Origin of the sequence: Leptospira ainlahdjerensis, assembly GCF_016919175.1 — a bacterium.
Lineage (GTDB): Bacteria > Spirochaetota > Leptospiria > Leptospirales > Leptospiraceae > Leptospira > Leptospira ainlahdjerensis.
The window spans coordinates 17,310-34,444 of sequence record NZ_JAFFPU010000067.1 but is presented as its reverse complement, the minus strand read 5'-3'; the positions used below and the strand labels follow the sequence as shown (position 1 = coordinate 34,444).

At 44.2% G+C, this 17,135-nt stretch carries 16 protein-coding genes; 10 read left to right on the top strand and 6 right to left on the bottom strand.

The window, feature by feature from the left end:
* Positions 1-93 precede the first annotated feature (93 nt).
* The 9 genes from JWG45_RS16205 to serB all read left to right on the top strand — a co-directional run bounded on the left by JWG45_RS16205 (position 94) and on the right by serB (position 8,570).
* Positions 94-1,140: a DsbA family protein gene (locus tag JWG45_RS16205; protein ID WP_205280673.1), complete on the top strand. Its 1,047-nt coding sequence runs from the start codon at positions 94-96 to the stop codon at positions 1,138-1,140.
* A gap of 26 nt (positions 1,141-1,166) precedes the next feature.
* Positions 1,167-2,147 (top strand): malate dehydrogenase, encoded by a 981-nt coding sequence (locus JWG45_RS16200; protein WP_069607233.1) that lies wholly within the window; start codon positions 1,167-1,169, stop codon positions 2,145-2,147.
* Between the two features lie 25 nt (positions 2,148-2,172).
* The gene (locus JWG45_RS16195) at positions 2,173-3,297 is read left to right on the top strand and encodes an aminotransferase class I/II-fold pyridoxal phosphate-dependent enzyme (protein ID WP_232380730.1); all 1,125 of its coding nucleotides are present in this window, start codon (positions 2,173-2,175) and stop codon (positions 3,295-3,297) included.
* Positions 3,297-3,962, top strand: a complete 666-nt coding sequence (gene bioD, locus JWG45_RS16190; RefSeq protein ID WP_205280672.1) for a dethiobiotin synthase — start codon at positions 3,297-3,299, stop codon at positions 3,960-3,962. The genes JWG45_RS16195 and bioD overlap by 1 nt, the downstream gene beginning before the upstream one ends.
* Positions 3,959-5,260: an adenosylmethionine--8-amino-7-oxononanoate transaminase gene (gene bioA / locus JWG45_RS16185; RefSeq protein WP_205280671.1), complete on the top strand. Its 1,302-nt coding sequence runs from the start codon at positions 3,959-3,961 to the stop codon at positions 5,258-5,260. Before bioD ends, bioA begins: the two co-directional genes overlap by 4 nt.
* Positions 5,261-5,299: 39 nt before the next feature.
* A complete protein-coding gene (gene bioB / locus JWG45_RS16180; RefSeq protein ID WP_205280670.1) occupies positions 5,300-6,364 on the top strand; it encodes a biotin synthase BioB in 1,065 nt (354 codons plus the stop codon).
* Between the two features lie 382 nt (positions 6,365-6,746).
* Positions 6,747-6,923: a hypothetical protein gene (locus tag JWG45_RS16175; protein ID WP_000875511.1), complete on the top strand. Its 177-nt coding sequence runs from the start codon at positions 6,747-6,749 to the stop codon at positions 6,921-6,923.
* A gap of 176 nt (positions 6,924-7,099) precedes the next feature.
* Positions 7,100-7,681, top strand: coding sequence for a GDSL-type esterase/lipase family protein (locus tag JWG45_RS16170; RefSeq protein WP_408611644.1), 582 nt, complete (start codon positions 7,100-7,102; stop codon positions 7,679-7,681).
* Positions 7,682-7,688: 7 nt separating this feature from the next.
* On the top strand, positions 7,689-8,570 hold the full coding sequence (gene serB, locus JWG45_RS16165) for a phosphoserine phosphatase SerB (RefSeq protein WP_205280669.1): 882 nt from the start codon (positions 7,689-7,691) through the stop codon (positions 8,568-8,570).
* Here the strand turns inward: serB and mutS are convergent.
* Both mutS and JWG45_RS16155 read right to left on the bottom strand, forming a co-directional pair.
* A complete protein-coding gene (mutS, locus tag JWG45_RS16160; RefSeq protein ID WP_205280668.1) occupies positions 8,553-11,099 on the bottom strand; it encodes a DNA mismatch repair protein MutS in 2,547 nt (848 codons plus the stop codon). The two genes, serB and mutS, sit on opposite strands and share 18 nt — an antisense overlap.
* Entirely contained in the window at positions 11,096-11,746 is a 651-nt protein-coding gene (locus tag JWG45_RS16155; protein ID WP_205280667.1) for a phosphoribosylanthranilate isomerase, read from the bottom strand. Before JWG45_RS16155 ends, mutS begins: the two co-directional genes overlap by 4 nt.
* 92 nt (positions 11,747-11,838) lie before the next feature.
* On the opposite strand from JWG45_RS16155, the gene JWG45_RS16150 reads away from it, so the two are divergent.
* Positions 11,839-12,540 carry a polyphenol oxidase family protein gene (locus JWG45_RS16150; RefSeq protein ID WP_205280666.1) on the top strand — a complete coding sequence of 234 codons (702 nt, stop codon included), beginning with the start codon at positions 11,839-11,841 and terminating at the stop codon, positions 12,538-12,540.
* Here JWG45_RS16150 and JWG45_RS16145 read toward each other — a convergent pair.
* The 4 genes from JWG45_RS16145 to JWG45_RS16130 are packed head-to-tail and all read right to left on the bottom strand — an operon-like array spanning position 12,537 to position 17,036.
* Positions 12,537-12,944: a response regulator gene (locus tag JWG45_RS16145; RefSeq protein ID WP_205276038.1), complete on the bottom strand. Its 408-nt coding sequence runs from the start codon at positions 12,942-12,944 to the stop codon at positions 12,537-12,539. The genes JWG45_RS16150 and JWG45_RS16145 overlap by 4 nt on opposite strands.
* A gap of 14 nt (positions 12,945-12,958) precedes the next feature.
* Positions 12,959-14,035 (bottom strand): 3-isopropylmalate dehydrogenase, encoded by a 1,077-nt coding sequence (gene leuB / locus JWG45_RS16140; protein WP_205280665.1) that lies wholly within the window; start codon positions 14,033-14,035, stop codon positions 12,959-12,961.
* Positions 14,036-14,052: 17 nt separating this feature from the next.
* Entirely contained in the window at positions 14,053-15,273 is a 1,221-nt protein-coding gene (locus JWG45_RS16135) for an aspartate aminotransferase family protein (protein WP_205280664.1), read from the bottom strand.
* Positions 15,270-17,036: a phospho-sugar mutase gene (locus JWG45_RS16130; RefSeq protein ID WP_205280663.1), complete on the bottom strand. Its 1,767-nt coding sequence runs from the start codon at positions 17,034-17,036 to the stop codon at positions 15,270-15,272. Before JWG45_RS16130 ends, JWG45_RS16135 begins: the two co-directional genes overlap by 4 nt.
* Positions 17,037-17,135: the final 99 nt, after the last annotated feature.

The following is a 17,135-nucleotide window of genomic DNA, read 5'->3' as shown; positions in this document are numbered from 1 at the left end:
AATTTATCGTTTGCCAGCTTACCGAAGGTTTCTAACCTGGCTAGTAGGGAAACCAAGTCTCAATTCTATGAGGCCATCGGGGGAAATATTTCCATGCAAGACATAATTGCCAAATTGAAAACCAAGGAATCCAGACCGCTCCTTGTGATAACCGCACTTTTCTTACTTTATATCGCCGTCACTTCTCCATTGGTTGTTTCTTACTTTTCTCCGGACGGCGTAGCCGAAATCAACGGAAAGAATTATACGATCAAGGATGTGGAAAAAGAGAACGCGAGACTCGCTCGTAAATTCTATTCCGAAACCAACGACCGTTTGTATCGAGTCCTTTCCGAATTCGCGAGCAAGAAAGTTGTGTCCTTAGCCGCAAAGGAGCGTAACGTTTCCGAAAAAGATCTGATGGAACCTTCCGTTCAGGAACCGACTCTTGCGGAAATGCGCGCGATCTATGATCAGTATAAGAATTCTCCGGCCCTAAAAGGGAAATCTTTCGATGCGGTAAAGGCTGAAATTCAAAACCATCTTCTTTCTCAAAAAAAGGAAGAAGCTCGAAATTCTATCTTTGGCGAACTTCGCAATCAATATAAGATTTCCGTAAAGGTAAAAGAACTTCCTTCGATGAGAGACGATTCGATTCTTGCGGGCAACAACCCGTCATTGGGGCCTGAAAAAGCGAAGGTTACGATCATCGAGTTTTCTGATTTCGAATGTCCTTATTGTAAAAGAAGTCAGGATGTAAATTCACAACTCAGAGCGAAGTATAAAGATCAAATCCGCTGGGTTTTTAGAGATTATCCGCTTTCTTTTCACCCGAACGCGATGTTTGCTCACATCGCGGCAAACTGCTCGGCTCCGCAGGGGAAGTATTGGGAATTCTTTAACGTCCTCTTTGAGAATTCGGGAAATCTTCCAAAGGATCGCGTTTTAGATTTAGCCAGAAGTTCCGGTATGGATATGAAAGCGTTTAGCCAGTGTGTGAACGACGCCTCTGTGAGAAAAGAAGTGGAAGCCGATATGGCGGAAGGTGAGAAATACGGAGTCAGCGGAACTCCCGCATTCTTTATCAACGGAATTATGGTGGAAGGCGCTCAACCTTTGGAAGCGTTTACCAAAGTGATCGATCAAGAACTTAAAAATTAAAATTAAAAACTAGGAGTCGGCCAAATATGAGTAAGACAGTGAAAGTCGCTGTTACAGGCGCTGCAGGACAAATCGGATATTCTCTACTTTTTAGAATCGCTTCCGGACAAATGTTCGGAGCTGATACCGCCGTAGAGATTCAAATGCTGGAATTGGAAGCTGCGGTCCCTGCGGCAAAAGGTGTAATCATGGAATTAGAGGACTGCGCGTTTCCTCTTCTCCAAAAAGTGACTGTGTCTTCTGATTTGGACGTCGCATTTAAAGACATCAACTGGGCCTTGCTCGTAGGATCCGTTCCTAGAAAAGCCGGAATGGAAAGAGGAGATCTCCTCAAAATTAACGGTGGAATTTTTGTAAATCAAGGAAAGGCGATCGAAAAGAACGCGGCGAACGACGTAAGAGTTCTTGTCGTCGGTAACCCTTGTAATACAAACTGCTTGATCGCAATGAACAACGCAAAAGGCGTTCCCGGAGATCGCTGGTTTGCGATGACTAAGCTGGATGAAAACAGAGCGAAGTCTCAATTAGCCGGAAAAGCAGGAGTTCCCGTAAAAGAAGTGACTCATCTTGGAATCTGGGGAAACCATTCTTCCACTCAATATCCTGATTTTTACAACGCAAAGATATCCGGAAAACCGGTCACCGACGTAATCTCCGATCACGACTGGTTGAAAGGCGATTTTATTAAGAACGTTCAACAAAGAGGCGCGGAGATCATCAAGGCGAGAGGAGCTTCCTCTGCGGCAAGTGCGGCGAACGGAGTCGTAGACACCGTCCGTGGGATCATCAATCCTACCGCACCTGGAGACGCATTCTCCGCTGCCATCGTTTCCGATGGATCTTACGGAGCTGAAAAAGGTCTGATCTTCGGATTTCCTTTGAAGTCGGATGGAAAAAAAGTGGAGATCATCCAAGGCCTTCCTTTAAACGACTTCGCGAAAGAGAAATTCAAGATCACACACGACGAGCTCGTTTCCGAAAGAAATGAAGTTAAGGAAATGCTGTAAAATTTAGTCGAGAGGCTTTCCGAATCTGAATCCATCCACTTTCATTCAGAAGGCCTCCGCCGTTCTGGAATCCTTAAAAAAGGATTTCTTATATCGCACCCTGGAAGTTCCTTTCGGGGTCGATTTTTCTTCCAACGATTACCTCTCTCTTACAAAACATCCCAAACTTATCGCAAGTCTCAAAGAAGGTTTGGATCTCTATGGAGCCGGTTCCGGCGCTTCTCGTTTGGTCAGCGGTCACAGAGAAAGTTTTGATCGAGCCGAAGTTGCGGTTTCAGAATGGACGGGAACTGAAAGTTCCTTGTTTGTTGCAAACGGTTATGCGGCAAACCTTGGACTTCTTTCTTGTATCGCGAATTCAAAGACGGAAATTTTTACGGATCGACTCAATCACGCTTCGATTTTGGACGGAGTTCGTCTTTCCGGGGCCGAAAAAACATATTATAAACATTTAAACTTAGATCATCTCGAAGAATTGCTCCGCAAGTCGAGGATGAAGGAAAAGATCATCGTATCCGAAACCGTCTTTAGCATGGACGGAGATCTGGCTCCGATTGAAGACCTCGTCTTTTTAAAGAATAAATACGAAGCGACCCTCGTTTTGGATGACGCACATTCCATCGGGGTTTTCGGAGATCAGGGTTGCGGAAGGGTCTCTCAGGTTTTAGGAAAGGATAGAATGCAAGAAGTGGATTTTATCACCTATACGTGCGGAAAGGCTCTCGGATTGGAAGGGGCCTGGATCGGAACTTCACGAATCGGAAGAGAATTTCTCATAAACAAGATGCGAACCTTTATTTTTTCCACCGCGCCTATGCCGGCGATCGCACACGCAATTCCGACTTCGATCTCGATTATCAAGGCGATGGAGATGGAACGGGAAAATCTTTTTCAACAGTCAAACCGTCTCCGTACGTTGATCCAAACCAAAAATTATCCGGAGACCAAGTCCCAATCCCAGATCATACCGATTCTTTTCCCATCGGAAGAATCGGTATTAGACGCAGCGGTTCGTTGTCGTAAGGAAGGACTTTTTGTAAAAGCGATCCGGCCTCCTACTGTTTCCGTTCCACGATTGAGAATTTGCGTTCACTCCGATGCTACCGATTCCACATTCGATAAATTGATTTCTCTTTTACCGGCCTTTTGATGTCAGTTTTTATTTCAGCGACAGGAACCGACGTCGGTAAGAGCCTCTTAAGTTCTTTGATTCTCGCGAAATACGGGGATTCTTTAGGACTCAAGTATTTCAAACCGATTCAGACCGGAGACGATAGCGATCGAGCAACTGTGATGAATCTAAGCGGTCTACATGAAAGTAGATTTTTAAAAAATTATTATTCCTTTGCTTTCGCCGGTTCTCCGCACTATGCCTCCGAGTTGGAAGGAATCGAGATCGATACCGACGAATTGGCGAGACATCTTTTTAGCATTCGAGAGGAGAAGATCGTTGTGGAAGGCGCTGGCGGGCTTTTGGTTCCCCTTACCCGAAAGACTCTCACAATCGAAGTCATTCGACAATCCGAAATTCCATTGATTCTCGCGGCGCCGGTTTCTTTGGGTTCGATCAACCATACCCTTCTTTCCTTGGAGGCGATTCAAAATCGAAAAATTCCACTCAAAGGAATTTATTTTATAGGAACTCCCGATAAGACGACGGAAGACAATATGAGGACGATCTTAGAATGGAGCGGGGTCCCGCTGTTAGGATTTTTCTTTCTCCATTCGAAGGAGAAGATGAGTCGGGAACAATTTCAAAAAGAATGCTCTCTTCGATTTGATTCCGATTTTATTTTACGAGAGGCGATTCAATGATCTGGTATCCCTTTACTCTTCAATACGAACCGGAACTTCCACTCAAAATCGTTAGGGCGGAAAAAGAATTTCTCTACGACGAAGCTGGAAATTCTTACATTGACGCTATATCTTCGTGGTGGGTCAGCATTCACGGGCACAATCATCCAAAAATCATCCAAGCGATGAAGGATCAACTCGATCGTCTCGATCACGTTTTACTCGCTGGTTTTACGCACGAACCGGCGGAATCGCTCGCAAAAGAACTTCTTACAATTACGGACGGATTGTTTCAGAGGGTTCTCTATTCCGATAACGGATCGACCGCGGTCGAGATTATGATCAAACTCGCGTATCAGTATTTTCAGAATCAAGGAGAATCGGATCGAAACATATTCCTAAAATGGAATGCTTCGTATCACGGAGATACCATCGGAACTATGAGCGTGGGAGGGAATTCCATTTTCAACCGGGTCTTTTCCAGTTTGCTCTTCCCAACTCAAGAATTTGCGAGTCCGAACTGTAGCCTTTGTCCGGTAGGGAAAAAACCGGATTCTTGCAAAACGGAATGTGTGGACGCGATCGAAACCTATTTTGAAAAAAACCCGAAACGTGTCGCCGGAATCGTGATCGAACCTTTGATCCTCGGTTCCGGAGGAATGATCTTTTACAAAGAAGAGGTTCTACAACGTCTGGAAAGAATTTCTAAAGAATATGGAGCCCTTCTTTTGGTCGACGAGGTCTTCACCGGTTTTGGAAGAACCGGGTTTTTCTTTGCGTTTCAAAGGGCCAAGATAAAACCCGATTTGATCGCGATGGCAAAAGGACTTAGCGCCGGCGCCGCTCCGATCGCAGTCACTTTGGCTTCCCGGAAGATCCATTCCGCTTTTGTAAGACCGGAAGCGGAAAAAGCGTTTTATCACGGACATACGATGACGGGAAATCCTGTCGCCTGTGCGGCAGCGCTTGCTTCCATAAAACTTATGTTCGAAGAAAATTGTCTGGAACAAGTCCTTCGATTGGAAGCAAGAATGAAAGAGGGACTGGAAATCATTCAAAAAGAATTTGCGGATCGGATCCGCGACGTCCGAGTGATGGGAGCCGTCGGAGTTTTGGAATTGGAAGTTGGTGCTGAAAGCGGTTATACTTATCCGGGAAACAAAATTCTCAAAAAAAAGTTTATAGAGAAAGGTGTGGTTCTTAGACCTCTCGGAAACGTGATCTATATTACACCTCCTTATGGAATATCGGAAGACTCTTTGAAAAAGATTTTCAGGGTCATCCGAGAAACCTTGGCTGAAATTTATTCAGGGAAATGACTTTTCAAGAAAACTCCCACCCTCGAACCTGTCTGAAGAATGTCTGCAACACTCAATACGACCGAAAAAATATTCTCCGAAGCCCCTAGTGTGATTTCCAAGGAAGAGGCGCTGGAAATTCTTGATGGAAGTCTTCCTTTGACGACCTGTTTGGACAGAGCGTTTCAAGAAAGAAACCGTTATTACGGAAATAAGGTTCGAATTCATATATTAGATAATATCAAAAACGGGCATTGTCCGGAGGACTGCGGATACTGCGCGCAAAGAAAAAACGCGAATTCCGGAGTCCAAGAATATCCGATGAAATCCGAGTCCGAAATCTACGAGGATGCGTTGAAGGCAAAGGAAAATGGGGCCTACCGTTTTTGCATGGTAACCTCGGGGACCGGGCCGAATCGCCCGACCACCGAAAAGCTCGCATCTACGATTCGCAGAATCACTGACGAACTCGGAATGAAGGTTTGTCTTTCCGCCGGGCTGTTAGACGAGGACAAGGCTCAACTTTTAAAAGCGGCTGGTCTGGATCGTTACAATCACAATCTTAATACTTCACAAAATCATTATCCTGAAATCTGCGATACACACACGTATGCGCAGAGAGCGGAAACTCTCGAATCGGTTTCCAAGGCCGGCATTGGGATGTGTAGCGGCGTGATCGTAGGAATGGGAGAAACCCTTCGTGACCTGGTCGACGTTGCTTTTGAACTCAAATCGTTTCGAGTGATTTCGATTCCCGTAAACTTTTTTATTCCAGTAAAAGGACACGCGATCCAAAATCCGAGCGTTCTCAGTCCCGAACTTTGTGTAAGAATTCTTTGTCTTTTCCGTTTGGTGAATCCGGATTCTGAAATACGGATTGCAGCGGGAAGAGAAGGTCATCTCAGAAGTTTGTCAGCTACGGCGCTTTTTGCCGCCAATTCCTTGTTCTCATCTGGGTATTTGAACGTAAAAGGATCCGACATGGTGGAAACGATCGGTATGATTCGAGACGCAGGCTTTGTCCCCGAGTTGGCGGATGGTGGGATTTTACCGGAGGATTCCGAAATGGAAGCCCTATATTCCGAAAAGAATTTCCCTGAATTGTATAAATTTAAGAAATCTTAAAAGTTCCAAAATGTCCAAAAAAAGGGTTTTTAGGCATTTTTTAAGCTTTCCCAGCAACTTTTTTTTGCTAAATTGAGTCTGAAGACAGTATGGATTGTTAAGTAAGGGTCCAAAATTTGACGGCCCGCTACAGAACAGTTTTTTTTTGAGAAAAATCATCCGTATTCGAAACGGAATCAGATATTTGATTTTATTAGACAAGAATACGTTATGCGCTTTGTTGTTCAAAAAAACTGAAGTTAAAAATTTGAAAAACGATTTGGAAATGTCGGAGTTCGAGATTATTCTTTTTTAAAAAATTGGAAAGAGTAAGTTCATTTTTTTTAGAATCGGTTTGAAAGCCTGAATCCATCTAAAAATCTGGCATTACTGGAGTTAATGGATGAAATATAAAATAGAAATCAATAAACTGAAGAACGGTTACATAGAAGCTAAGCTCATTGATACGGCTTCCAACAATCCGATCGAGTTTAGAATTTGTGATTCTGAAGATTATCTCCAAGCTCAGATTGCAGATTGGCATAAACGTTTTCACATGAAAGAGCCGCAGGAACAGTGATAGGATCTTTGGTAAGGTATTTCTTTGTTTTCTCCTTGCTTTTTCTTTCTGTTTCCTGCTCGCTTCTGATAAAAAAATCATATACAGACTACTCCAGTTCCGACTTCGAATGTTGGTCTGGAGTTGGTTATCGCTCTCACGAAAAATTTCAACAATACTACTCACTCTGGAACACGATGCGCGGAATCTATCGTGAGGAAAACCAAAGGATTCAAACCGCCAATGTTGTGTTCGTTGGAAATTCTTTGATCCAATTGTTTCCGAGCGATTTGATGATAAAAGAATTTCCGGGAGCCGTCAACCGGGGGATCGGCGGCGATCTCACTGAACTTCTTTTGGAACGAATCGAAGAGGACGTTCTTTCCTTAAATCCAAAAGCGATCGTTGTGGAAATCGGAGGGAACGATCTCATTCAAGGAAAGTGTTTGGATGTCATTGAAGCTAATCTTGCAAAAATATTAGAAAAGATCTATCGGATAAATCCGAATCTGAAAGTGGTGATTCTCGGGATTCCACCGGTCCGAACTCAGAGTATCAACAATGTTTCTCCCGTGCTCAATTTGACTTGGATCTCCATCGCGCAAGGATATAAGAATGTCGTATTCTTGGACAATTGGCAGTGGCTCCGGGAAAAAGACCGACCGGCTCTCCGGCAAGAATTCTGGCTCGAAAAAGACAAGATCCATCTGAATGAAAACGCGTATAAAATCTGGGTTCAGAAATTGAAACCGATCCTGATCCCCTATCTGCAGCAGTGAAATCGCCTTGCTCTTAATTCTCACTCAAAATCCGGAAGAAATTCGTAAAGAACTCCTCTTGGGAAAGGGGAGTTTTGTCTCCATAAAACCGGAGGATACGTCTTTACTTTCTACCGCGTCCGTCCGAACGAGCGGACTTTGGAGTTGTATCGAATGGAAAGTTTCAAAGAAGCTAGAACAAAAAGAACTCGTTGAACTTCGGGAAAAATTTGCAAAGAAGAATTCCGATCTTTTACAAGTAGAACATCTTCTGGATCCTAAAAAGAAAAGTTTGTTCACCTTCGATATGGATTCCACTTTGATACAACAGGAAGTGATCGATGAACTCGCAAGGCTCGCGGGAGTTTACGATCAGGTTGCATCCGTTACCAAGGAAGCGATGGAAGGGAACCTGGACTTTCACGAGGCCCTCAAAAAAAGATGTCTTCATCTCAAAGGACTTCCCACTACGATCTTTGAAGAGTTGTATCCGAAGTTGACTTTAAATATCGGAGTTGAAAAATTACTCTTTGGTCTAAGGGAAATAGAAACTAGAACGGCGGTCTTTTCCGGCGGCTTTACCGATATCCTGGAAATGTTTCAGAAGGAATATAGAATCGGAGAAGTTCGCGCGAACGTATTAGAAAGAGAGAATGGACTTCTGACCGGCTTTGTCACCGGAGAAATCGTGGACAAGGTGAAGAAGTTTGAATTCTTAAAAGAAATTCGGAATCGGGAAAACATTGATTCTTCACAAGTGGTTGCGGTGGGCGACGGTGCTAACGACGCTTTGATGTTAAACGAAGCCGGGATTGGAATCGGTTTTCACGCAAAAGACGGTTTAAAAAAGTTGATCACCAATTGGGTGGACTTTGCGCCTATGGATGTTTTGTTATTTTTGTTTTCTTAATTTTTTCTGAAAGTCTTCGAGTGCCTTTAAGGCTTCGATCGGTGTCATCTCTTCCAATTTCAGTTTCAAAATCGATTCTTCCGTTTCCGAACGAGTTTCTTTCTTTTCCGCTTCGACAAACAACATAGGTTGCGCCTCTTGGATCCGAATCTCCTTCTTTTTGGATTCGAGCTCGATGAGAAGTTCAGCCGCTCGTTTTACGATCGGTTCCGGAACTCCGGCGATCTTTGCCACGTAAATCCCGAAAGACTTTTTAGCTTTTCCCGCGCGAACCTTTCGTAAGAATAGAACCTTGTCGTCCTTTTCCAGAGTTTCCAGATAAAGATTGAAGATCCCGCTCAAACGAGAAAGTTCGGTGAGTTCGTGGTAGTGAGTTGCAAAGATCGTCTTTGGTTTGATCGCAAGAGAAGACAGATATTCTAAGATAGCCCAAGCGATGCTCATCCCGTCATAAGTCGAAGTTCCTCGACCAACCTCGTCAAAAAGAATCAGAGAATCTTCGGTGCAGTGATTTAAGATATTGGCGGTTTCTTTCATCTCGACATAAAATGTGGATTCTCCCGCGGTGAGATTATCACCTGCGCCGATGCGCGTAAAAAGTTTATCCACGATCGGAAGTCGCGCAGACTTCGCCGGAACAAACGCTCCCATCTGAAAGAGAATCTGATTTAAGGCGATCTGCCTCATAAAAGTCGATTTACCCGCCATGTTTGGTCCTGTGAGAACCGCGATCGCTTTGTCCTGCGTATCCAAATAGAGAGAATTGGGAGTAAACTCCTGACCGAGCGGAAGAGTCGCCTCTACGACCGGATGTTTGGAATCTATGAGTTCCAGAGAACGATCCTCGGAAAGTTGAGGACGAATCCAACCGAACTTGTCCTTTGCGGTCAGAGTGGAGATCTGAAAATCCAAGTCTCCGATTTCTTCGGAAAGTTCTATGAGAAAGGAAGAATATTTAAGAACTTCTTCGACCATCAGATTGAATTCCGCTCTTTCGATCTCTTGGATGATTTCGTCGGCTTCGAGTATCGTCCTTTCGATTTCTTCGAGCTTTGGTGTCGTAAATCGTTCGCTTCCGACTAATGTTTGTTTTTTGAGATAGTCTTTCGGAGCCTGTTCCGCTTGAACCCTTGAAATCTCTATAAAATAACCTACGATTTTATTATAACGAATCTTTAATGTATTTAAACCAGTGCGTTTTTTTTCCTCGGTTTCCAATTCTAAGATCCAATCCTTTCCTTTTACGCCGGCTTCTCTTGCCTTGTCCAGCTTTGCGGAGAATCCGGAACGAAGAAAAGGACCGTTTCCTAAAATGACGGGTAGGTCGTCGTTTGGATTCAGTTTGGAGGCGATCCATTCGGAAAGCGATTTTAGTTTTTCGGTCGGAATCAAAAAAGGATAGGAAAGGCTTTCTAATTCCTCCTTCAATTTGATTCCGGTTGCGATGGAATTTGCGATGGTGCGAAAGTCTCTCGGATACGCGTGATTGCCACGAAAGCGTGTGAGAATCCGTTCGAGATCTCCGATATCCTTTAGCGCCGAAATGAAAGGGGCGAGAATCGTTTTTAAGAGGATGTCTTGTTTTTCCCAGCGAGAATAGAGAATCAGAGGATCACATTCCGGAAACAAAATTCTCTGTTTGAGAAGCCTTTTTCCCTTAGCAGTATTGCAAAAATTGAATATAGAATAGAGAGTATGATTTTTTTCCTTTTCATTCTCCACGAGTTCCAGATTGAGAATTGTTTCTCGATCCATTTCTAAAAATTTTCCGGAACTTAAGATTCGAGGTTCTCGAAGTATGAGTTTGTTGTCCCGATAGGTTTCTCGGATGTATTCGTTTAAATACAAAGAAAGAATGTGGAAAGGATCCTTATCGCTGATTTCGGCCTGATCCAGCAACAGAGTAAATTCACGATTCTTAAAATACTCGAGGTCTTTGAAAAAAGAAACTTCAGATTTCGGAACGCAGATTTCAGAAGGACGAAACTTTTCGAGTTCAGCGATCAGTCGTTCCAAACCGGTGATCGAAGCGGAAGAATAAAATACTTCTCCTGTGGAAAAGTCCGCCATCGCAAAATAAATCAGACTTTTTTTGAGATGGAGAACCGCGAGATAGTTGTTCTGATATCCGGAAAGAAGGTTCTCTTCGATGACCGTTCCCGGTGTGATGATTCTTACCACATCCCGCGTCATGAGTTTGGAACCGGGATCGTCTGATTTGGATTGTTCGCAGATCGCGATTTTTTTTCCCGCACTAAGGAGTCTTGAAATATAATTGTCTTTGGAATGATAGGGAATCCCGCACATAGGGACTGCGTTTTGTCTTTTGGTAAGTGCGATGTCTAAGATCGAAGAGGCAACCTTCGCGTCTTCTAAGAACATTTCATAAAAGTCACCCATCCGAAAAAAGAGAATCGTATCCGGAAAGTCTTTCTTGATCGCAAGAAACTGTTTCATCATTGGAGTGTTGAGCGCGTCGGCGAGATCACTCCAGTATTCAGCGGAGGTTCCTGTGGTTTCTAAACTCATAAGACTGATTTTGCGTTCCTGATAAAATCGATTATTTTTTGCGGATCTTTTTGACCGGGAGAGGATTCGACTCCGCTCGCAACGTCGACTCCAAAGGGTTTTACTTTTGCAATCGCAGAAGCTACGTTCTCCGGATTCAAGCCCCCCGCGAGCAAAAACTTTCTCGTGACTTTCGAGACGAAGTCCCAGTTAAAACTTTCTCCGGTGCCGCCGCCCGCGCCCTTGGAATAACTGTCCAAGATCAGAAATTCTCCCGGGACGGAATTCAAATCCTCGTCTAAGATCTGTTTGTCGACGCGATACGAACAGATCTGGTTTTCTCCGAGAAGTTCGATTCGATAGATGGACGCAAGCTCCGGATCGTCCCAGACCCATTGCACATAATCATGAGAAAGGGCGCTACGAATCGTTCGAATCTCTTCGGGAGAATTTTTGTAAAAGAGCAAAACAACCTTTGGAGAATCCGTTTGAGACTTATAGAATTGAATGATCTTCCGTGCGGTCGCGATATCGATCTTTCTCGGACTGGAAGGGGCAAAATTGAGTCCTACGAAATCGGCGCCTTCTTCTTTGCAAATTTTTGCGATTTCAAGATCTCGGATTCCGCAGATCTTGACCTTTGGTTTTTGAGCGAAATTCGGTTTCATGAATCTGGTTTTTCCAGTCTCGGAGAAGGGTTTCTTTAGATCACGTACTTTAACACTCGTCAGTTTCTAAGGCGGATTTACTTTCGGTTTCGATGGCCTTGTCTCATTCCTTCCCGATTGGAAACGGAAAGAAAATTCGGATTTTGATCCTCGGGAAAAAAGAACTTCCGAATCTTTCTCTGGACCCGGATTCTCAGAGAAAAGAAATTTCAAAACAAACCGGACGAAAAGAATCCTCTATTTTCCTTTTGAATCAGGTGCACGGAGATACGATTCTCCATACTTCTGAAATTGCAGAATTTGCTTTTCCTGCGGCGGACGCTTTGATCGGAGAAGAATCTCAAAAAATTCTTTGTATAAAGACGGCGGATTGTATGCCGATCTTTTTTTGGTCTTCCAGCAGCGAGAAATTCGCGGCGGTCCATTCTGGTTGGAAAGGAACGTTAGCCGGAATTGCAGAGAAAACGATCTTAGAATGTTTTTCTAAAAACGAAATCGTTGACGGTTCTTTGTTCGGTTTTCTCGGACCCTGTGCTTCCGGAACCCGCTACGAAGTGGGGGAAGATGTTGCGTCCTTGTTTCGTTCCGAATATTCTGATTGTTTGAAGTCTTCGCTCGAAGGGAAAAGTCTTTTGGATTTGGAATTCTTTCTGAGATTTCGATTGGAAAAAAGTCGGATTCGAGTGAATCTCGATTCTTCCGGAATTTGTACGATGGAGGAAAATTCAGATTTCTTCAGTCATCGTCAGAAAGACGTCGGAAGAAATCTGAATCTGATTTGGAAGGAAGATTAGACTTTTGGAATTTTTTTGATGGCCGCGTTGATCTTTTCCAAAACCTTTTCTCGTTTTACCGGTTTTGGAATGTAGTCCATCGCGCCTTCGTCTATGAGATACTTGAGAACCGCAGGTGTGTTCTCTTCGGACACGAGAACGATTCTCGGAAGAACTCCCTTTTCTTTGATCTCAAAAAAAGTGGCGAATCCATCCATTACCGGAAGATTGAGATCCAAAGTAATCAAATCGACCAATCGATGTTGGTCGAAAAGTTTTACGAGTTCCTTTCCATTTTCCGCAAATCCGATGACTTGATATCCTTCCGATTCTAAAATTTGAGCCAGTTGTTTGGCCTGAAATCTTGAGTTCTCGGCAATCAATACCTGATAAGGTCTTCCGTTGGGAGCTACACCTGCTTTCATACTTTAACCTCTTTTTAGAGAAAGGATTCGATTACCTGACCGATTTCTTTTGTTCCAACGACCGTAGATCCGGACTCTGCGATGTCTTTCGTTCTTTTTCCGGTAGCGATCGTTTTACGAACCGCAGCTTCTATTTTACCAGCTTCTTCTTCCATGGAAAAAGAATAACGCAACATCAAAGCCGCGCTCAAAACCTGAGCAATCGGATTCGCGACACCTTTTCCTGCGATATCGGGAGCGGAACCACCTGATGGTTCATACAATCCGAAGCCAGATTCCGATAAGGAAGCCGAAGGTAACATTCCGATCGAGCCAGTGATGATGGAGGCCTCGTCCGAAAGAATATCGCCGAACATATTCTCACAAAGTATCACGTCGAATTGTTTCGGGTTTACGATCAACTGCATCGCCGCGTTGTCCACGTAGAGATGATTCAATTGGACGTCAGAAAATTCTTTCTTATGCAGATCGATGACAACTTCTTTCCAAAAAACGGAAGTCGTCAAGACGTTTGCCTTGTCGATGCTTGTCACTTTATTATTTCTTTTGCGTGCCGCTTGGAATGCTACTCTGGTAATCCTTTCGATTTCTCTTCTGGAATATTTCATAGTATCGTAGGCGAATTCTTCCTGCCCGGATCCTTCTCTCCCTTTCGGTTGTCCGAAATAGATTCCTCCCGTCAATTCTCTTAGGATGAGAATATCCAGTCCGTCACCGATGATATCGGCGCGAACGGGCGAAGCATTCTTCAATTCTGGATAGATGATCGCGGGTCTGAGATTTGCAAAAAGATCAAAGTGTTTACGAAGGGGAAGAAGGGCTCCTCGTTCCGGTTGTTTTTCCGGCGGAAGGGTTTCCCATTTGGGGCCGCCCACACTTCCAAAAAGAATCGCTTGGGATTCTTCACAGAGTTTGAGAGTTTCTGGCGGAAGCGGATGTCCGGTTTTGTCGATTGCGATTCCACCCACATATCCTTCTTTAAAGTTAAACTCGGAAGCCTTGGCGCCGAGAGCTTTTTTCAAAACGGAGAGTGCTACCTCCATTACTTCCGGACCGATTCCGTCTCCGGAAAGTACAGCTACGTTCTTCATTCTTTTTTGGATCCTTGTTAATTTTGTTTGATTACGGATTCGAAAATATCCAGACCTTGATTTAAAAAGTCCGTGGAAATCGTGAGAGGAGGCATGATCCGAATTACGTTTTCCGCCGTTGCGTTGACTACGAGTCCCGCTTTCAGCAAAGCTTCCGCAATCGGTCTGGAAGGAATCGCCAATTCGACACCGATATGAAGTCCTTTTCCTCTTACGTCTTGGATGACGGGATACTTTCCTTTCATTTCATTTAATCTGGAAAACGCAACATCCGAACAGACGTTTACGTTGTTAAGAATTTCTCTCGTATGGATGATCCGAATGGTTTCGTATGCGATCGCCGCGGCTAAATGGTTTCCCCCGAAGGTGGAGCCGTGAGAGCCTAACGTAAAAAGATCCTGGTATCTCTCTCCTACGATCAACGCGCCGATCGGAAAACCCGAACCAAGTCCTTTTGCAAGGGTCATCGCATCCGGAGTAAAGCCCAATGTTTCAAAGGCGAATAACGTTCCAGTTCTTCCCATTCCGGTTTGGATTTCGTCAAAGATGAGTAACGCGTCGTTTTCCGCGGTCAATTCTCTGGAAAGTGTGAGAAAGTTTTTTGTCAGAGGAATGATTCCGCTTTCACCTAAAATCGGTTCCAAGAGAAGAGCTACGATTCTCCCTTGATATCTTTCAAAAGCGGATACGAGCATCTCGTCGTTGTTCGGTTCAATGAATTCGATTCCTTTGAGAAGTTCTCCGTAACCTTTTCTGATCTTATCCTGACCGGTTAAGCTCATCCCGGAAACGGATCTTCCGTGAAAACTTTTTTCCAAAGAAAGAATGATCGGGTCTTCTATGTTTTTGGAATACGCGTATTTCCGAGCGAGTTTGAACGCGCCTTCGATCGCTTCCGTTCCGGAGTTTGTCAGAAAGACTTTTCCGGGAAAGGAATTGAGAATCAGAAGTTCTGCGAGTTTAGCCGCTTCTTCTGAATAGAAGAGATTGGATGTGTGAAAGAGTTTATCCGCTTGGTTGCGAACCACCTCGATGATATCCGGATCCGCGTGTCCTAAATTTGTAACTGCAACCCCGGAGTGAAAATCGATGTATTGTTTGTTGTCGTAGTCGAAAAGGAGTTCGTTGACCCCGTAACGAAACGCGACGTCGTATCTCGCATAAGTATTGATTAGATAGAGTTCGGCCAATTCCTTGGTGTGTTGAAAAAGTTCCTTTTGGATTTCTGTATCGTTCATGTAAGCCCTGCCAATTTTAAAAATATTTCTTCGGAGGCCTTGATTTCGGAAAGAAGGCCAGCCGTTAACGTTTGAATCTCTTCCTTGGATTTTGGAGCCACGAGACTCTGAAAGGAAGAATAAATCTTAATCTTAGGTTCCGTGCCGGAAGGTCGAATGGTGAGTTTCGCGTTGCCTTCGAGAATCACTTGGATTACGTCCGAAGAGGGACAACCGGAAAACGCGGTTTTGGATGCGCTTCCTTTTGCAGTTTGTGTTTTGTAATCCAGAATACCAACGATTTTTCTTTGGTGAATCTGTTTTCCCAAAAGATCGCTCGTTCTCAGAGAATCTAATGATTTCTGGATCTTTTCCTTTCCGGCGCTTCCTTCTAAAGTCAAGGATTTGAGGCTTTCCTGGAAGAGTCCGTAACGAAGGTAGATCTCATCCATATAAGAAAGGAGGTCTTTTTTTTCGGTGAGAATTTCGAGGAGAAGAAGCGCCGAAGAAAGAGAATCCTTGTCTCTCACAAAGGAAACCGGAAGATAACCGAAGGATTCTTCTCCGCCGAAAAGAAAGAAGTCGGTTTTGCTTTTATCGAGTTTCGCCATCACCTGCGCGATGAATTTAAAACCGGTGAGAACGTTTTTGTATTTCACCTTGTTTTTTTTCGCGATGATCTCTTGTAAGTCGGTGGTCACGATGGTTTTTACAAGAACCGCTTTCTTTTTCTTCTTCTTGGATGCCGCATAACGTTCACAGAGATAAGCCGCCATGATCGAACCGATCTGATTTCCGTTGAGGAGGGTATAATTTCCTTTTCCGTTTTGAACTCCGATTCCAAGACGATCCGCGTCCGGATCGGTTGCGATAAATGCGTGAGCGTCTTTAGAAATCGCAAATTTTCGAGAGAGTTCCATCGCTTCCGGTTCTTCGGGGTTGGGAAACTTTACGGTCGGGAATTCTCCGTCCGGATCTTTTTGTTCGGGGACAAGGAATACGTTTTTATAACCAAAGCCGTTGAGAAGTTCCTTCATCGATTTTCCGCCGGTTCCGTGTAACGGAGAATAGACGACCTTCAAAGAAGAACGATCTTTTGGTTTTAAGATGGAGGAAAGAATTCCCGCCTTTGCGAGTTCCTTTTTGTAAGAAGCAAAACAATCTTTGCCAGCGGGTGTAACAAACTTTTTGTAGGTCGCGTCTTTAGGAGAAAGGATCGAGATCTGGTTCCAATCGCTGATGGATTCGATCGCGGAAATGATCTTCTTGTCGTCGGGTGGTACGAGTTGTCCGCCGTCCGCGAGATAAGCCTTGAATCCGTTGTAATCCGGAGGATTGTGAGACGCGGTGATGACAACTCCGCCGCTCGCCTTGTAATAACGAATCGCATAGGAAAGAAGAGGAGTCGGAGTCACTTCTTTAAAGAGAACTACCTTCACACCCAAGGAAGCCGCGATTCCCGCGGTAACTTCGGCAAATTCCTGAGATCTTCTTCTAGAGTCGTAGGCGATGACGATGGAAGCCTTTTTGTTTTTTTTGGCGAGATAAGAAATGAAGCCGAGCGCTGCGCGTCCGACCGTGTATTCGTTCATCCTTCCGATTCCGTTTCCGAGGCGACCGCGCATTCCACCGGTGCCGAATTCAAGAGGAACGGAGAAGGCTTCCACTTCGAGTCCGGATTCTCCCTTTTTGAATTTTTCAAGAGCGGACGAAGCTTCTTTTCGAGCGATGGCAGAGAATGGATCTTTAGTCCAGGAAAGGATCGAGGATTCAGGATGATTCATAGTTTTCAAAAGATTCCGAGAGACTTTTTTTAAAGGATTAAATTCATAAAAATCGGGTTTCCCTGAGGTTCAACCCTAATTTTAGCCGATTGTAAAAGT